Source organism: Serratia sp. YWN4 (assembly GCF_055790845.1).
Map to the genome: position 1 here is coordinate 2,711,704 of NZ_CM147696.1, position 15,327 is coordinate 2,727,030.

Consider the following 15,327-nt stretch of genomic DNA (forward strand, 5'->3'; position numbering starts at 1 on the left):
TTCCTGATTTACAACTTCTGCTCTGATTCTCGGATGAATACGCTTTTGCGTGGTATAGGTTATTACTATAATCAGCCCCTATTATTCAGGCGAAACTTCGCCTGTCGCGTCTATCGCCAACTCATTCTGAGCATTCACGGTTATGATGAAGTCCTTACAGATATTCCTGTTCACCTGTTTGTTGTTTGGCCTGCAACTGGCCCCGATGGCGCAGGCAGCAACTCCGGTAGCCACGGCGGAAAGCAGCCAGCCGGATACCGCTACCACACTGAAAAACTATCAAAAGCAACTGGATGCCATCAAGCAGCAGGTCTCTAAAGCCAGCACGGATAATCAGTTAATCAAACTGTTTGATACCACACAGAAATTGGCCGCAGACCTGGAGAAGTTGGCGACCGACCTGCAACCGGTGCAGGAAAAGCTGCAGGCGCAGTTGGATGTGCTAGGGCCAGAACCTGCGCCAGGTTCGATGGCAGAAACGGCCGCCGTGGCCAAACAGCGTAATGCGCTCAACAGCAGCAAGAAACAGATGGATGACGCGGTCACACGTTCGCAGGCCATCAGAAGCAGTGCGATCGCGTTGGGGCAGCAGATCAACGATCTGCGCCGCGTAGCATTCAAGACCCAGTTGGCACTTAATACCGGCAGTATTTTAAGTAGCGATTTCTGGTCGCCGGAGGCCGATCCGCTGGCGGAAGATATGGATCGGTTCAGCGAGCTCAATCAACAGTTACAGCAAATCTGGGATGCCAGTTGGCAGGAAGAATGGCGCTACGGCACTTTAGGGCTGCTGGTGCTGGCCGTCGCTATCTGGTCGTTAGGGCGTTATGCCATCGAGCTTTCTTTAGCCTGGCTCAGTATTCGCTATCTGCCCGATGGCCGGTTGCGCCGCAGTTTTATGGCGTTGGCGACCGCGATGATTACGCTATTTGCCACCACATTGGCGCTGAACCTGATCGAAACCGCATTCTCTCGTGCTCAGCCGTTTGTCCCTCAAATTCAGGATTTCGCCGATGGGTTTATGCAATTGGGGATTTTCTGTGCGTTGATCGCCGGGTTAGGGCGCGCGTTTCTTTCGCTTAGCCGACCATCATGGCGTTTGGCATCGATGGATGATGCCATTGCTTCCGGCATGCGCTACTTTTCACCTCTGCTTGCGGTGCTGGCCTTGGCCTTTGGCACCGTTGAACTGATCAATACCGTGACCGGTGCCAGCCTTGGCACCACGGTATTGGGCAACGGACTGGTGGCCGCATTGATGGCGCTGGTGCTGTTGGCGATACCTTTGCGTGCCCGCCGCATTCGTCGTCGGCTGGAGTTGAGTGGTGCGCATGTCGAAAAGCGTTCTACGCTTGACGGTGTGGCACATATCCTGATTCTGGTTTCTTCTGTGGTGATCTTGTTTTCATTGTTGATAGGCTACGTCGCTTTCGCCCGTTTTCTGGCCTACCAACTGATCTGGATTGCGCTGGTTCTGATGGCGTTCTATTTCCTGGTGATGTTCACCACCGATCTCTGCGCCGCCGTTTTCTCACCGCAAACCGCCAGCGGCCGGGCGCTGAAGAAATCCCTCAACTTCAAAGATCGTCATCTGGATCAACTGACGATTATCTTCACCGCTATTGCCAAATGTTCGCTGCTGTTACTGATGATTGTGGCACTGATCAACGGCTCATTCGGCACCACCACACCTAATTCGCTGATTGAGAAAATTATCGCCATTCTGAGCGGCGAAGGGTTGAAGCGGCTGAACATTGTGCCGAGTAATCTGCTCAATGCGGTGGTTATCCTGGTGATCGGTATCTATGTTCTGCGGGTGACCCAACGCTGGTTGAGCCATGAATTATTACCAAAAACCATCAGCGACATCGGTATCCGTGCCTCATTGGTGACGCTGTTCAGCAACGTTGGCTATGTGTTGATCATTTTGATCACGCTGGCCACGCTGGGTATCCAGTGGAACAATCTGGCGTGGATCGTCAGTGCGTTATCGGTCGGGATCGGTTTTGGTCTGCAAGAGATTGTGAAAAACTTTATCTCCGGCCTGATTCTGCTCACCGAACGCCCGGTAAAAGTCGGGGATATGATCGGCATTGGCGGTGTAGAAGGGGATGTGCGTCGTATTAACGTGCGCGCCACGGAAATTCAGCTTAGCGATCGTTCAACCATGATCGTGCCTAATTCACAGCTGATTTCGCAGAACGTGCGCAACGCCACCATGGGCAATGCACAAGGCGTAGTGACGATTGCGCTGACGTTCCCCATTAATATCGATCCTGAGCTGGTGCGCAATATTCTGCTGAGCGCGTATCGGGAATATGAATCCATCCTTGAAACGCCTGCGCCTTACGTGCGCTTCAGCCAGCTTGGCCCGGATGGCATCATCCTCAGCGTGACCGGCTATGTTGCCAGCCCGCGCATGGTCGGTGCCACTAAGAGCGATCTGTTATTTAATATCCTCAAGTTGTTGCGTGAACAGCGGGTGAATCTTTCCAATCCGAAAGAAGTGGTATTTATGAAGCAGAACGCCAAAGAGCTTATCGACGAAGAAGAGCACTCATCCTGATCATTTAAGATCAGGGTGATTCATTTGTTGAGATGGAGAAACGTGCAGATGATAACAAATATGCTCAAACATTTTCCTGACGCCGCACTCAAGGCAGAAGCTGAAACTTTCGAGGAATTAATATCTCAGCCGGGGATGTTAATTGAGCGCATCATTTCTACCGGGCAATCGAGCCCGCCGGGATTTTGGTATTGCCAGCCTCAAAGTGAATGGGTCATGGTGTTACAGGGTTCAGCAGGCGTCCGGTTCGAAAATGAAGCAGAAGCACGAGTGATGCACGTGGGTGACTTCATTAACATCCCGGCACAATGCCGACACCGGGTCGAATGGACAGATCCAGATGGCCCGACCGTGTGGTTAGCCGTTCATTACGGTTTAGAGGTGCTAGAAAAAAGTCTGTAGATTTGCGAAATACTGCAAATATCGCTCTCTGATTTTGCATGCGTTTTGGTGAAATCTGTAAGGGCGATATAGCGATAGTTTCTCAGATTTCGCGTAGCGCAACCATGAATGACATAAGTGTTACAAAAACTTGTGCTGCTTCAGAACACCTTTGTCGCTTTTGCAGGGTAATGAAAAGGTATATACTTGGTTAGTATCTCAAAAAGAGGAAAGAATATGACCAAGCAAGCTGTTTTTACCATGAAACTTGAAGCAGAGCTTCGTGATACCTTTATGGCCGCTGCCGAAGCCGAGCATCGCCCAGCATCGCAGGTCGTTCGTGACTTAATGAGACAATATATTGATCATCAGGAATACCGTCGTTTCCTCGAAGATAAGGTTAACGCTGCTCGTCAGGATATAGACGCTGGAAGAACTTTCGAACATAGTGATGTAAAAGCTATTTTTGCTGCACGCAGAGATAAAGTTAAAGGTGCACTGTGAAAGTTAATTGGACACAACAAGCACTTAATGAGAGTGAGCAGATATGGGAATATATTGTCGAGAAGAATCCTGAAGCTGCTGTGAAAATGGATGAGTTATTTGAAGCTACAGCCGAACGCCTTGCTGATTTTCCCTATATGGGACGAGAAGGTTTAATTGTCGGGACGCGCGAGGTTTTCCCTCATGAACATTATCGGATGGTTTATGAAATTCAGTTAAATGAGGTTTGGGTTTTAACTTTGATCCATACCTCTCAGCTTTGGCCCAGAGCAAAATAACTGTATTAAACTAGGATATAACATTAAAAAAATGATCGACCTGCATACCTACAATCGCCAGCGCAGGAAGAGTAAGGCATGCCGTTGCAGCCACGGTCAGTATCAATTGTTTCATTTAAATCAAGTCCCGAAGAAAAACAACCGGACGACCTGTAATCCTTAGCTATCCCCTCATATGAGTGAGGCATGGTACGGCTTCTGAGGTATGATCTCCGTTATTGACCCGCTAATAACGAGCAGACAATCTCCATGCTTAACCACGAAATAATCCTTAACCACATTGATGACATATTCGGGCAGGACATGCATGCCAAGCGTGTATTGTCGCTCGCCAATGCAACCCACGGGGTGATTGAGTCGGGCTCATTGGCCATCCATGCAATTGGCAATGGGCTCTCTTTGGCAAGCGGCCTTGAGCGAAAGCACGCCGTCAAGCAGGTTGATAGACTGCTCACCAACACTAAACTAAACGTCTGGAGCCTGTTTGATGACTGGGTTCCCTATGTGGTGGCTGAACGTACTGACATCGTCGTCTCCATGGATTGGACTGAGTTTGATACTGATGACCACAGCACCCTGGTTATCAGCTTGCAAACCAACCATGGACGCAACACGCCGCTCCTGTGGAAAACCCACCAGAAATCCTTGCTCAAAGGGCAACGCAACGCTCATGAAAAGGCGCTGTTAACCAAGCTCAGGAAGACCTTGCCGCAAGGGGTTTTTGTCACCGTCGTGGCGGACCGTGGCTTCGGTTATATGGCGTTGTTTGAACGTCTTGAACAAGAGTTGGGTTTTGCCTATATCATTCGTTTTAAAAGCAATATTCTCGTTGGCTACCCAGGTATGGCTCAGGTGCCGGCGACTGAATGGCTTACCCCGACCGGGCGAACTCGCACGCTCAAAGAGGTGGAGCTTACCGGGCAACGACAGCGGGTCGAGCGGGTCTATTGCTGTCACAAGAGCGGTATGAAAGAGCCGTGGTTTCTGGCGAGTAATCGCGTCGATTTGAGCGCTGCCAAGGCCTTGAGTCTGTATGGTCAGCGCTGGGGTATCGAGAGCAGTTTTCGGGACATCAAGGACTACAGATTTGGCATGGGAATGGGTCAGGTTCGTGTCAAAAATCCGGCACGACGCGACCGATTATTTCTGTTCAGTGCGCTGGCGATAGTCCTGTTGACGCTGCTGGGCAAGGCGGGTGACAGCGTGGGTCTGGAACGAACGATCAAGGTCAATACCAGCAAAAGCCGAACGTATTCATTTTTCCGACAGGGTGTCATCTACTATCAGTTGCTGCCTAAAATGAAAGAAGCCTACGCGACGTTGTTGATGGAGAAGTTTACTTATTACCTGAGGCAGCATCGGTTATATACCCGCACACTTGGAATTATTTGAGTCTCTAAAAATGAGGGGATCATTAAGCCTGTAATCCAGTAAAAGGCCGCAAGACATTTCAACTGTTATGCGTATCATTATTTAGGTGCGCATAATGTATATTATGTTAAATAACCTGCCTGTGTTCATTAGCTCATGGTCGTCCTCCATATGACAACAAATCAAGCAGTTACCTTTTATCCCCTCTCTTATGAGATCGATACCGAATGCATGGTATAGATATGACCTCAATTTGTCCACACCATCGAGATGATGCTATAGTTCAATACACTGAGTTACTGCGGCTCACCGTTAATGGCGATATCTCAAGGGGAAAAAATGTCCAATACAATGTCACAACGCGCGGCCAGAGAAGGTCTGGGTTCACCGGAACTCTTTGAAGGTGGTGTGTATATTACGAAAAATGGTGTTGCTGAACTGTTCGTTCAAACCGCCGCTGAACGGGAAGCTGAAATACGGGCACAGGAATTAGAACGGCAGGCCAATGCCCTGCTCAAATTCGCTATGCTGGCAAAGCAAGATATTCATCAGGGCAACGGGATGAGCGTTGAGGAAATCCGACAGAAATTGCGAGAAGCTCGTAAATAGAAGGCCTACAGATGTTTAACGTCGTTGTTTCTCCAGCGGCCTTAAAATGCTTGCTGGAAATTGAATCCTTCAAAAGTGTGACGCTGGGTGCTAATGAAGCAGCACATTTTGTCGATGAACTCTTTGATAAGTCTCTTGCGGCTGTCACAGAGGATCCTACTCGATACCGATACAATAGCCTGGTTGCTGATAAAGGCATGTTGTTACGTGAAAGGCTTGAGACGGAAAGCGAATATCGTCTGATATATGATTTTGACGGTGAGACCATAGAGATCTTACTTTTTATCAGCATGAAGCAGGATATTGAAAAGGCTCTATATCGTTATCTGATCACCAAATAACCGTCTATTTCAAACAGACTTGGAGCCTCGAATATGTCAGGCAAAACCATCGCAGCCGATGGATTTACTTGCCTTCTTTATCAACCTTCTTCTTCCCTACTCTCTCCAGCGCTAGCGCCGAACAGGATCACCATTGGCGACATAATAAGGCACCTCAATGCGCGCCAACGGCTGGCGGCCACGGATTGCGTCGGCGATCTTCTCGGCAATCATAATGGTTGGAGCATTCAGGTTCCCGGTAGTGATCTGCGGCATGATTGAGGCGTCAACAACGCGCAGCCGATCGATGCCGTGCACTTTGCCATCATTCCCGACCACCGCCATATTGTGGTAACCCATGGCGTTTGAGCAGGACGGATGGTAAGCCGTTTCTGCATGATTACGCACAAAGTCATCCAGTTCGGCATCACTTTGCCTATTAATACCTGGCGAAATCTCTTTGCCGCGGAACGGTTCCAGAGCACGTTGCTGCATGATTTCACGCGTAATACGGATCCCGGCGCGGAACTCCCGCCAGTCTTGCTCGTGTGCCATATAGTTGAACAGAATACTCGGATGCTCATTAGGATCTTTTGAACGAACCTGGATGCGCCCGCGGCTTGGCGAACGCATCGAGCCCACATGCGCCTGGAAACTATGGACTTTTATCGGGTTAGAGCCGTTATAGTTAACCGCGACCGGCAAGAAATGGTATTGAATATTCGGCCACTCAAACTCTTCATGGCTGCGAATAAAGCCACCGGCCTCAAAGTGGTTACTGGCACCAATACCGCTCCCCATCAGCAACCATTCCGCCCCGATCGCGGGCCGATTATGCAGTTTCATCGCTGGGGATAAAGACACCGGTTGTTTACACTCATACTGCAAATACATTTCCAGGTGATCCTGCAAGTTGGCCCCTACCCCTGGCAGGTCGAGAACGATCGGGATATCCAAGCCTTTCAGCAGTTCGCCTGGGCCGACGCCGGAGCGCTGCAAGATTTGCGGTGAAGCAATAGCACCGGCACAAAGCAGCACTTCACGCCGTGCGCGTGCTTGCCGTTTTTCTCCTTTTTGCAGCCAGGCCACGCCGGTGGCGCAGTGGTTATCAAAAAGAATGCGGTCAGTCACCGCATGCACTTCAATGGTCAGATTCTGGCGTGAACGTGCCTGATCGAGATAACCGCGCGCGGTGCTGGAGCGGCGGCCGCGCGGTGTGACGGTTCTGTCCATTGGGCCAAAACCTTCCTGCTGATAACCGTTAAGATCGTCGGTACGTGGATAACCGGCCTGCACCGCCGCTTCGACCATCGCGTGGAACAACACGTTGTTATCCGGTTTTGGCGTTGTGACGCTAACAGGGCCGTTGTCACCATGATAGTCATTGCCGCCGATATCACGGCGTTCCGCAGCTTTAAAATAAGGTAAACAATCCAGATAACTCCAGTTTTCCAGCCCTTGTTCTTTCGCCCAGCTATCGTAATCCAGAGCGTTGCCACGGATATAACACATACCGTTAATCAGCGAGGATCCGCCTAAGCCCTTACCCCGCCCACACTCCATACGGCGGTTATTCATAAAGGGTTCAGGATCGGTAAGATAAGCCCAGTTATAGCGGCGGCCCTGTAACGGGAAAGCCAGCGCCGCAGGCATCTGGGTGCGGAAATCCTGACGATAGTCCGGGCCCCCGGCTTCCAGCAATAACACTGTCACATCAGCATCTTCGGTCAGGCGCGTTGCCAACACATTGCCTGCCGATCCAGCACCGATAATGATGTAGTCATACTCCCTGATATTACTCATAAATACTCCAATAGATGCGGTTAAAATATCGAACTGAAAGTACCGAGTTCAACCTGAACTGACTTGATGCGCGTGTAGTGCGCCAGTGAGCTGATGCCATTTTCACGCCCGACGCCGGACTGCTTATAACCACCGACCGGCATCTGTGCGGGCGACTCACCCCAAGCGTTGATCCAGCAAATACCGGCTTCCAACTGATGAATGGTTCGGTGCGCCTTCGCCAGATCGCGCGTCACCACGCCAGCAGCCAAACCAAATTGGGTGTTATTGGCTCGGGCGATGGCCTCCTGCTCATCGTCATAGGTCAGAATGCTCATCACCGGGCCAAAGATTTCTTCTTTGACGATGGTGTGATGATCTTCACAGTCGGTAAAAATGGTCGGTTGCACATACGCCCCTTGCGCGAAAGCGCCCGAGGTTTCGCGAGCACCGCCGCAAAGCAGGCGTGCGCCTTCAGCCTTGCCGCTTTCGATATGGCGCAGCACGTTTTCCATATGTTGGAAACTGACCAGCGGGCCAAAGTTTGTAAGAGGATCCATCGGATCGCCAAGGCGAATGCGTTTAACACGCGTGATTAATGCCTGCTCCAACGCGGCCTTTTGTGAACGATGAACAAACACGCGGGTTCCGTTAGTACAAACCTGACCCGAACTGTAGAAGTTGGCCATCATGGCGATATCTGCTGCCAGTTCGATATCGGCATCTGGCAGGATCAGGAGCGGTGATTTACCACCAAGCTCCATGGTGACCTCTTTCAGTGAAGAGGCGGCCGCGCTAGCCATCACTTTCTTGCCGGTTTCAACCCCACCGGTAAAGGAGATTTTTTCAATACGTGGATGCTCGGCCAGCAATTGGCCGACGTAACGCCCGGCACCTTGCAGAACATTAAACACGCCATCTGGCAGACCGGCTTCGGTATAAATTTCGGCCAGTTTCAGTGCACTCAAGGGGGTTACTTCGCTTGGCTTAAAGATCATGGCGTTACCGGCAGCCAGAGCGGGAGCCGATTTCCACAGCGCGATCTGAATCGGGTAATTCCAGGCTCCGATCCCGGCGGTTACGCCCAGTGGTTCACGGCGCGTATAAAAGAAGCTGGTGTCGCGTAACGGGTATTGCCCTCCTTCGAAGGCGTCAGCCAGCCCAGCATAATATTCCAGCACATCGGCACCGGTAACGATATCCACGGCTGATGTTTCAGAGTAAGCCTTGCCGGTGTCTAACGTTTCAAGCTGCGCCAACTCATCGTTACGTTGACGGAGGATCTCAACGGCACGCAGCAAAATGCGTGAACGTTCGGTCCCGGTCATCGCCGCCCAGATTTTTTGCCCACGCTCGGCACTCACCACCGCACGTTCCACGTCAGCTTCGGTAGCACGTTGCACCTCTGCGAGGATTTCGCCGTTCGCGGGGTTGATGGTGTGAAACGTTTCAGAACCGCTGGCATCGGTCAATTGACCATCAATATAAAGCCGCTGTACCGGAAATCTTGCCATTAACATGTTCCTTCTAGTCTATTGGTGAAGTGATTAAGTGCTTGAAGATAAAATGCTTTCAACATAGTCATAAGCGATTTCACTGGCCTTGCGGGCGTTGAAAACCGTGCCTGTCAGGCTGCCGCGTAGCCACAAGCCATCAATCATGGCTGCTAACCCACGAGCCGCTTTGCGTGCTTTATCCTTTGGCATATTTCTTTGAAATTGATAGCAAATATTTGAAAACAGGCGCTGATCGTTAACGCGCTGCAAGCGGCTCAGCGCTGGCTGATGCATGCTTGCGGCCCAAAAGTCGAGCCAGATGCGCATTGACAGAGGATTGGTCTGGCTAGGGTGAAAGTTACCGTCAATGATGGCAAAAAGTTGTGCCTTCACGGAGTTATCCGCATTTTTACGGCGCTCAGCAATGGCGTCATGGAGATCGCGCAACATCTTACGCATCGTCGCGTTGAGAAAGGCCTCTTTATCGCCGAAGTAGTGGCTGACAAGCCCGCTGGACATCCCGGCCAAACTGGCAACCTGGGAGATGGTCACCCCTGCCAAACCAACCTCTCCGATAACTTCATAAGCCGCGTTAATCAGCTGCTCTTTTCTCTGTTCTGGAATGTCTTTGCGGTACATCTGGCCTCCGAAAGTGATGTGGACTCACCCCATAGTACATGAAAATTCATTGATTGAACGTTCAATCAACATACTATATGCTGCAAAAATGTAAAACAAACGGTTTTTAAATGTTAATAAATCGTTTGGTTTTTGCGGATGGTATCGTTCAACAACCTTTGCATCATGGAACTGACAAATGACAGTGATGAGTCCAAAATCCGTCGATGAAGAATCGATACGACTTAATGCCCCCGTTTTTTTCACTTCAGCAACGGTTATTCTGCTATTGGGCCTGTTGGTGGCATTTTTTCCCACCGGTAGTCAGCAATGGTTAAGTGAAGCCCAAATATGGATGTCAGATGTCTTTGGCTGGTACTACATGCTGCTGATGGTGGTTTGCATGGTGTTTGTATTCTGGCTGGCGCTGTCACGTTTCGGGCAGATCAAGTTAGGCAAAGAGAACGAAGCTCCCGAGTTTAACTATCTCTCCTGGATCTCGATGTTATTCTCCGCCGGGATCGGCATTGCGTTGATTTATTACGGTGCTTACGAACCTCTTGATCACTTTCTACAGCCACCGGAAGGGGCAGGCGGAACGCCGCAGGCTGCTCGTCAGGCGATGGTCATTACCTTTCTCCATTGGGGGTTGCACGGTTGGGCGCTGTATGCGCTGATTGCTACCGCATTAGCCTACTTTGCCTATCGTCGTGGATTGCCCCTGGCTTTACGTTCGGCCTTGTATCCGATGTTTGGTGAGCGGATCCACGGTTGGATTGGCCACTTGGTCGATAGCTTCGGGATTCTGGTGACCGTTATTTCAATGGTTACCAATCTGGGGATCGCCGCATTACTGCTCAATTCTGGCTTGAACTACCTGTTTGATATTCCCCAAGCCCCGTATGTGTTGCTGATGCTGATCGTGGTGATGATGATCGTGGCCACGCTTGCTGCGGTGACTGGCGTAGAGAAAGGGATTGCCATGTTGTCGAATATCAATATCGGCTTTTTGAGTCTGTTGCTGCTGTTTGTCTTTCTGAATGGCCCAACGCTCAATCTGATCAACGGGTTATTGCAGAATACCGGGGATTATCTCTCTTCGCTGGTCGGTAAGAGCTTTGATGTCTATCTGTATGGCAAAGCCCGCCAATGGCAAGGGGCATGGACGCTATTCTATTGGGCGTGGTGGGTGGCATGGGCTCCATTTGTCGGGATGTTTATCGCCAGGATTTCTAAAGGCCGTACCATTCGCGAACTAATCCTTGGCGTAATGTTAATCCCTTTGGGTTTTACGCTGGCATGGCTGTCGATCTTTGGTAATACCGCTATCAGTTTAGTCTTGGAGCAAGGTAATACTCTGCTTGGCAAAGTGGCCATCTCCGATCCGCCAATGGCGGTATTTCAACTGCTTGAGTATCTGCCCTATACGCAAATCACCACCGGTTTCACGATCTTGATTAGCTTTGTGCTGTTTTTGACGCCGGTTGATTCAGGAACGCTAATGATTGCCAATCTCTCCAGCATCGGGGGAACCAGCAGTGATGATGCACCCGCCTGGCTGCGGATTTTCTGGGCGTCAGTCACCACGCTGGTGTGTGCTGGTTTGCTGTATGCCGGGAGCTTCGGGGCGATGCAAACGGCGGTGGTATTGTGCGGGTTGCCATTCTCGCTGGTGATCATGCTGTACATGGTTAACCTGTACAAAGAACTCCATCACACTGAAAGCAGAATCACCCTACCAGCCCAGAAGATTTAGCAGCAGTTTGCTGGCTGCCCGCTAATGCGAATTCTTGCAGATATAGTGATACAGCCGCTGAGTATCTTCTAATGAACAAAGACGCGTCCCAAAATTAAGCGTGGCAGCACTACCGGCGGCTACGCCAAAGCGCACGGTATCGATCAGATCGGCGCCGTGCGCCAGTTTCAAGGTCATCGCCCCTACCATGCTGTCACCTGCCCCAACGGTACTCATTTTCTTCACCGGCGGCGGCACTATCTGCACACAATGAGCCCGATCGACGGCCAATGCCCCCTGTGGCCCAAGCGACACCACCACCCGCTCGGCGGCACCGCACTGAACCAATTCCTGGGCGGCACTGCGCACATCGTCAGGGTGTTCTAATGATCGACCGATCAGTGCCGAAAGCTCATTCTGATTGGGTTTTACCAACGCCAGCCCGCCCAAATCCAGGCAAGCCTTTAACGCATCGCCAGAACTATCAACGATACATTGCAAGCCCATCGCCTGCGCCTGCTGCACCAAATAGGTTAATTTTTCAAGGGCGGTCCCTGGCGGCAAGCTGCCGCTGATAACCAGAATTGAACCTGAAGGGATCTGGTGCACGCGCTCCACAAGCTGATCAAACTCTGCTTCATTCAGGCGCGCACCCGGCATAACAAAACGAAACTGCTCGCCGCTATTGTCTGCATGGACATGCAGGTTTTGCCGCGTCCAGTCCTGGGTTCGCAAGGTTTCCGTATGAATGCCTTCTCGATCGAGCAAATCTTTTAAATGTTCGCCTGTCGGGCCACCAATGGGGAAAATCGCGTGAGCTTGGCCACCAAGATATACAACGGCGCGGGCGACATTGATGCCCCCGCCGCCGGGTTCAAATATCGGCGTAGTGCAGCGCAGTTTCCCTTCTGGGTAGATTTTGGCGGTGGTTGTTGCACTGTCTAGCGAGGGGGATAATGTTAAAGTGAAAATCTGAGTCATGATAATACAACCTTCCTCTGTGGACTTTACTTCGTGACAAGGCAGCTAGAAAGTTCAGAAATAAGTCATTCTATTATCCTAAGTAAAGCACATAACTCCACGTTGATATGATTGCCTCGATAGTTAAAACCTTCAACCTGCTATCAAACCAAATAACGCCCCCACGCCGGATGATACCCCCATGGCGAGCGCACTCCAGAATGTGATGCGGATAATGCCGGGGCCGATGGGGGCGCCCCCGGCTTTAGCGGCGATGCCGCCTAAGATCGCCAGCGACAACAACGCTGATAGCGCAATGGCCGGGATCGCCTGCGCAGCCGCAATCAGCGCAACGCAAAGCGGCAGTACCGCTCCAACGGCAAAGCTCGTCGCCGAAGCCAGCGCCGCCTGCAATGGGCGTGCGGTAGTGATTTCTGAAATACCCAGTTCATCGCGGGCGTGGGCACCTAGAGCGTCATGCTGCATCAGCTTTTCTGCCACTTGTTTGGCTAACGCCAGATCCAGCCCGCGATGCACATAAATAGAGGTTAACTCGCGATGTTCACCCGGATAATCGGCATGCAGTTCAGCCTGCTCTTCGGCCAGCGCGGCTTTTTCCGTATCAGACTGGGAAGAAACCGAGACATATTCCCCAGTTGCCATCGACATCGCGCCAGCCACCAAGCCCGCAATCCCCGTCAGCAGAATGCTGCTGTGAGTGGCGTTGGCTGAAGCAACGCCCAATAGCAGGCTGGCGGTAGAAACAATGCCGTCATTGGCACCTAAAACTGCGGCGCGCAGCCAGCCGATCTTTTCTATGCTGTGGCGTTCTCTGTGCATCGGGGCTTTCCTTTTCTTATCACTTCTGTTTGCTGGCCGTCAGTGTCTCACCAATGGCATAGAATTGCCCGCCGGCAATGTAGTGCAAACTGCGCAGTGAGGGATCTGCGGTTTCATAGTGCCAATGCCCCTGTTTGAACACGCGCGTATCAGCCCATGCACCGATCACTTCGCCAATGAACAGGTCGTGGGTTTGCTGATTGTGCGGCTCCGGGATTAAGCGGCATGCCAGCCAGGCGGCACATCCGGTCACAAAAGGCAGATCGTAGCCGTCGATGCTAAACAGTGTCACCCCGGAACGCGCCAGTTTATCCGGCTCTGTGAACAGACTGCGGTTACCCACTTCATAGGTCAATTGCAGTTGCGCCACCGTAGGCACCTGCACCACAAAAGTGCCACCACCCTCGATCAGTTCGCGAGTTTTAGTCGATTTATCCAGCACCACGCTTAACTTCGGTGGTGAGAAATCCAGCCCACAGATCCAGGCGGCGGCCATTACATTATCGACTTGCTCATAGCGAGAAGAAACCAGGATCGTCGGGCCGTGGTTGATCAAGCGATAGGCTTTTTCGAGTGCAACGGGGGCAATGTGTTTATCCATGAAATCTCTTAAAGTTGATTGATGTTCAGAGAGTTAACCCTACTTCGCTCGGTACATTTGGGGGGAATATTGAATTATTTCATCAACCCCGCCCAACCATGGTATCCCATGTAGATACCGACAACGGCGATTAACACGCTTGAAAAATAAGGTGCTCTACGCGCCAGCGTGTTGAAACCGCTCCAACGCTGTGTCGCTCGCTGGACGCTATAGGCTGCGGCAACACCGACCGCCACCAAAGTGAGTGCCAGCCCGATACTGAAGCACAACACCAAAGCGGCACCCAGGGTGAATGCTTTCACTTGGATGCACAACAAAAGTACCGTGATAGCGGCCGGGCATGGGATCAACCCACCGGTCAGGCCAAAAAGGACGATTTGACCGGTGGTGACGTTACGATTGGCAAAACGCCGTTTGATATCACTGGCATGTGCTTTTTCATGAGCGTCCTGATATTCCTGAGAAGAGACATCCAGCCCTGTCAGTTCCGCGTGATCGTGCTCCTTGAACATGACCTCGTAATCATGTGAATGCCCGCCATGTGTCAACGATAAACGCGCGGTGAAATTGTGAGGTTCAGGGATCGGGTGCACTGACTGTAAAAAGTCCCCGTGTTCTTCAAACTCAAAAAGTTGCGGAGCCTCGTTTTCCCTCAACGTGGTGACGGTAACCTTTTGGGCTCCCCAATGTTGTCCTGATAGATTTTTTAAACGCCAGTGAGGAGGCATGCCTTGTTCAAAAATCGATAACTCAACTTGCCCGTGCCCCGTATCAATCAGCAGTGATTCATCATGTTCATGAGGCTCATGCCCTGCCTTCCATTGCTGCTCTCCGCGCCAGGTGCGCCAAAACATCCATAAAGCCGTGGTCAAAATAATCACCGCAGAGATAAGTTGGAAATACGGTTCACTGGCTTCTGCGGTGAATTGGCGGCTCAGGTACATCCCGCCAAAGGCTATCAACCATACAACAGTCGTGTGTGACAGCGTGGCAGCCAACCCCAACAGAACAGCCTGTTTTATGGTGCCCCGGACGGCAACGATAAACGCAGCCATCATCGTTTTGGAATGCCCGGGCTCTAGGCCGTGCAGTGCGCCAAGCAAAATGGCACTGGGGATAAATAACCAGGCGTTGCCTATGCCTTGCTGTAATAAGGCGGAAAAATCCGTCATAGATAAGTTCTCTAAAAAAATTCTGTGGCTTGCATAGAATCCAGTCAGTTAACCTGCTGGCAGGTCTGAAATACTATACCTCCAGAGTAAAATT

At 51.2% G+C, this 15,327-nt stretch carries 15 protein-coding genes; 8 read left to right on the plus strand and 7 right to left on the minus strand.

Annotated elements, in window-relative coordinates; genetic code table 11:
• Positions 1 to 142 precede the first annotated feature (142 nt).
• From ACX9GT_RS12920 to ACX9GT_RS12950, 7 genes are all read left to right on the plus strand, one after another.
• The gene (locus tag ACX9GT_RS12920) at positions 143 to 2,566 is read left to right on the plus strand and encodes a DUF3772 domain-containing protein (RefSeq protein ID WP_473191426.1); all 2,424 of its coding nucleotides are present in this window, start codon (positions 143 to 145) and stop codon (positions 2,564 to 2,566) included.
• A 48-nt stretch (positions 2,567 to 2,614) separates the two neighbouring features.
• On the plus strand, positions 2,615 to 2,968 hold the full coding sequence (locus ACX9GT_RS12925; protein WP_473191427.1) for a cupin domain-containing protein: 354 nt from the start codon (positions 2,615 to 2,617) through the stop codon (positions 2,966 to 2,968).
• 216 nt (positions 2,969 to 3,184) lie between these two features.
• Positions 3,185 to 3,451, plus strand: coding sequence for an antitoxin of toxin-antitoxin stability system (locus ACX9GT_RS12930; protein ID WP_473191428.1), 267 nt, complete (start codon positions 3,185 to 3,187; stop codon positions 3,449 to 3,451).
• Complete coding sequence (locus ACX9GT_RS12935) at positions 3,448 to 3,729, plus strand: type II toxin-antitoxin system RelE/ParE family toxin (protein ID WP_473191429.1); 282 nt, start codon at positions 3,448 to 3,450, stop codon at positions 3,727 to 3,729. Before ACX9GT_RS12930 ends, ACX9GT_RS12935 begins: the two co-directional genes overlap by 4 nt.
• Positions 3,730 to 3,978: 249 nt before the next feature.
• Positions 3,979 to 5,121, plus strand: coding sequence for an IS4 family transposase (locus tag ACX9GT_RS12940; protein WP_473187570.1), 1,143 nt, complete (start codon positions 3,979 to 3,981; stop codon positions 5,119 to 5,121).
• 318 nt (positions 5,122 to 5,439) lie between these two features.
• Positions 5,440 to 5,709 (plus strand): hypothetical protein, encoded by a 270-nt coding sequence (locus ACX9GT_RS12945; RefSeq protein ID WP_473191580.1) that lies wholly within the window; start codon positions 5,440 to 5,442, stop codon positions 5,707 to 5,709.
• An 11-nt stretch (positions 5,710 to 5,720) separates the two neighbouring features.
• Positions 5,721 to 6,050, plus strand: a complete 330-nt coding sequence (locus tag ACX9GT_RS12950; RefSeq protein WP_473191430.1) for a type II toxin-antitoxin system RelE/ParE family toxin — start codon at positions 5,721 to 5,723, stop codon at positions 6,048 to 6,050.
• Between the two features lie 111 nt (positions 6,051 to 6,161).
• On the opposite strand, the gene betA is transcribed toward ACX9GT_RS12950, so the two are convergent.
• From betA to betI, 3 genes are read right to left on the minus strand one after another with little or no spacing between them, the layout of a single operon-like run.
• Positions 6,162 to 7,832 carry a choline dehydrogenase gene (betA, locus tag ACX9GT_RS12955; protein ID WP_473191431.1) on the minus strand — a complete coding sequence of 557 codons (1,671 nt, stop codon included), beginning with the start codon at positions 7,830 to 7,832 and terminating at the stop codon, positions 6,162 to 6,164.
• Between the two features lie 20 nt (positions 7,833 to 7,852).
• Positions 7,853 to 9,325: a betaine-aldehyde dehydrogenase gene (gene betB / locus ACX9GT_RS12960; protein WP_473191432.1), complete on the minus strand. Its 1,473-nt coding sequence runs from the start codon at positions 9,323 to 9,325 to the stop codon at positions 7,853 to 7,855.
• 33 nt (positions 9,326 to 9,358) lie between these two features.
• Complete coding sequence (gene betI, locus ACX9GT_RS12965; protein ID WP_473191433.1) at positions 9,359 to 9,946, minus strand: transcriptional regulator BetI; 588 nt, start codon at positions 9,944 to 9,946, stop codon at positions 9,359 to 9,361.
• A 178-nt stretch (positions 9,947 to 10,124) separates the two neighbouring features.
• On the opposite strand from betI, the gene ACX9GT_RS12970 reads away from it, so the two are divergent.
• On the plus strand, positions 10,125 to 11,681 hold the full coding sequence (locus ACX9GT_RS12970; RefSeq protein WP_473191434.1) for a BCCT family transporter: 1,557 nt from the start codon (positions 10,125 to 10,127) through the stop codon (positions 11,679 to 11,681).
• 21 nt (positions 11,682 to 11,702) lie between these two features.
• On the opposite strand, the gene pfkB is transcribed toward ACX9GT_RS12970, so the two are convergent.
• The 4 genes from pfkB to ACX9GT_RS12990 all read right to left on the minus strand — a co-directional run bounded on the left by pfkB (position 11,703) and on the right by ACX9GT_RS12990 (position 15,233).
• The gene (pfkB, locus tag ACX9GT_RS12975; protein WP_473191435.1) at positions 11,703 to 12,641 is read right to left on the minus strand and encodes a 6-phosphofructokinase II; all 939 of its coding nucleotides are present in this window, start codon (positions 12,639 to 12,641) and stop codon (positions 11,703 to 11,705) included.
• A gap of 132 nt (positions 12,642 to 12,773) precedes the next feature.
• Positions 12,774 to 13,460, minus strand: coding sequence for a VIT1/CCC1 transporter family protein (locus tag ACX9GT_RS12980; RefSeq protein WP_473191436.1), 687 nt, complete (start codon positions 13,458 to 13,460; stop codon positions 12,774 to 12,776).
• Positions 13,461 to 13,479: 19 nt separating this feature from the next.
• Entirely contained in the window at positions 13,480 to 14,061 is a 582-nt protein-coding gene (locus tag ACX9GT_RS12985) for a flavin reductase family protein (protein ID WP_473191437.1), read from the minus strand.
• A gap of 74 nt (positions 14,062 to 14,135) precedes the next feature.
• Entirely contained in the window at positions 14,136 to 15,233 is a 1,098-nt protein-coding gene (locus ACX9GT_RS12990; RefSeq protein ID WP_473191438.1) for a nickel/cobalt efflux protein RcnA, read from the minus strand.
• Positions 15,234 to 15,327: the final 94 nt, after the last annotated feature.

Excerpts from the sequence above, each read along its gene's own strand:
- ACX9GT_RS12920 (WP_473191426.1), top strand. The coding sequence starts at position 143 with ATGATGAAGTCCTTACAGATATTCCTGTTCACCTGTTTGTTGTTTGGC.
- ACX9GT_RS12925 (WP_473191427.1), top strand. The coding sequence starts at position 2,615 with ATGATAACAAATATGCTCAAACATTTTCCTGACGCCGCACTCAAGGCA.
- ACX9GT_RS12930 (WP_473191428.1), top strand. The coding sequence starts at position 3,185 with ATGACCAAGCAAGCTGTTTTTACCATGAAACTTGAAGCAGAGCTTCGT.
- ACX9GT_RS12940 (WP_473187570.1), top strand. The coding sequence starts at position 3,979 with ATGCTTAACCACGAAATAATCCTTAACCACATTGATGACATATTCGGG.
- ACX9GT_RS12945 (WP_473191580.1), top strand. The coding sequence starts at position 5,440 with ATGTCCAATACAATGTCACAACGCGCGGCCAGAGAAGGTCTGGGTTCA.
- ACX9GT_RS12950 (WP_473191430.1), top strand. The coding sequence starts at position 5,721 with ATGTTTAACGTCGTTGTTTCTCCAGCGGCCTTAAAATGCTTGCTGGAA.
- betA (WP_473191431.1), bottom strand. The coding sequence starts at position 7,832 with ATGAGTAATATCAGGGAGTATGACTACATCATTATCGGTGCTGGATCG.
- betB (WP_473191432.1), bottom strand. The coding sequence starts at position 9,325 with ATGGCAAGATTTCCGGTACAGCGGCTTTATATTGATGGTCAATTGACC.
- betI (WP_473191433.1), bottom strand. The coding sequence starts at position 9,946 with ATGTACCGCAAAGACATTCCAGAACAGAGAAAAGAGCAGCTGATTAAC.
- ACX9GT_RS12970 (WP_473191434.1), top strand. The coding sequence starts at position 10,125 with ATGACAGTGATGAGTCCAAAATCCGTCGATGAAGAATCGATACGACTT.
- pfkB (WP_473191435.1), bottom strand. The coding sequence starts at position 12,641 with ATGACTCAGATTTTCACTTTAACATTATCCCCCTCGCTAGACAGTGCA.
- ACX9GT_RS12980 (WP_473191436.1), bottom strand. The coding sequence starts at position 13,460 with ATGCACAGAGAACGCCACAGCATAGAAAAGATCGGCTGGCTGCGCGCC.
- ACX9GT_RS12985 (WP_473191437.1), bottom strand. The coding sequence starts at position 14,061 with ATGGATAAACACATTGCCCCCGTTGCACTCGAAAAAGCCTATCGCTTG.
- ACX9GT_RS12990 (WP_473191438.1), bottom strand. The coding sequence starts at position 15,233 with ATGACGGATTTTTCCGCCTTATTACAGCAAGGCATAGGCAACGCCTGG.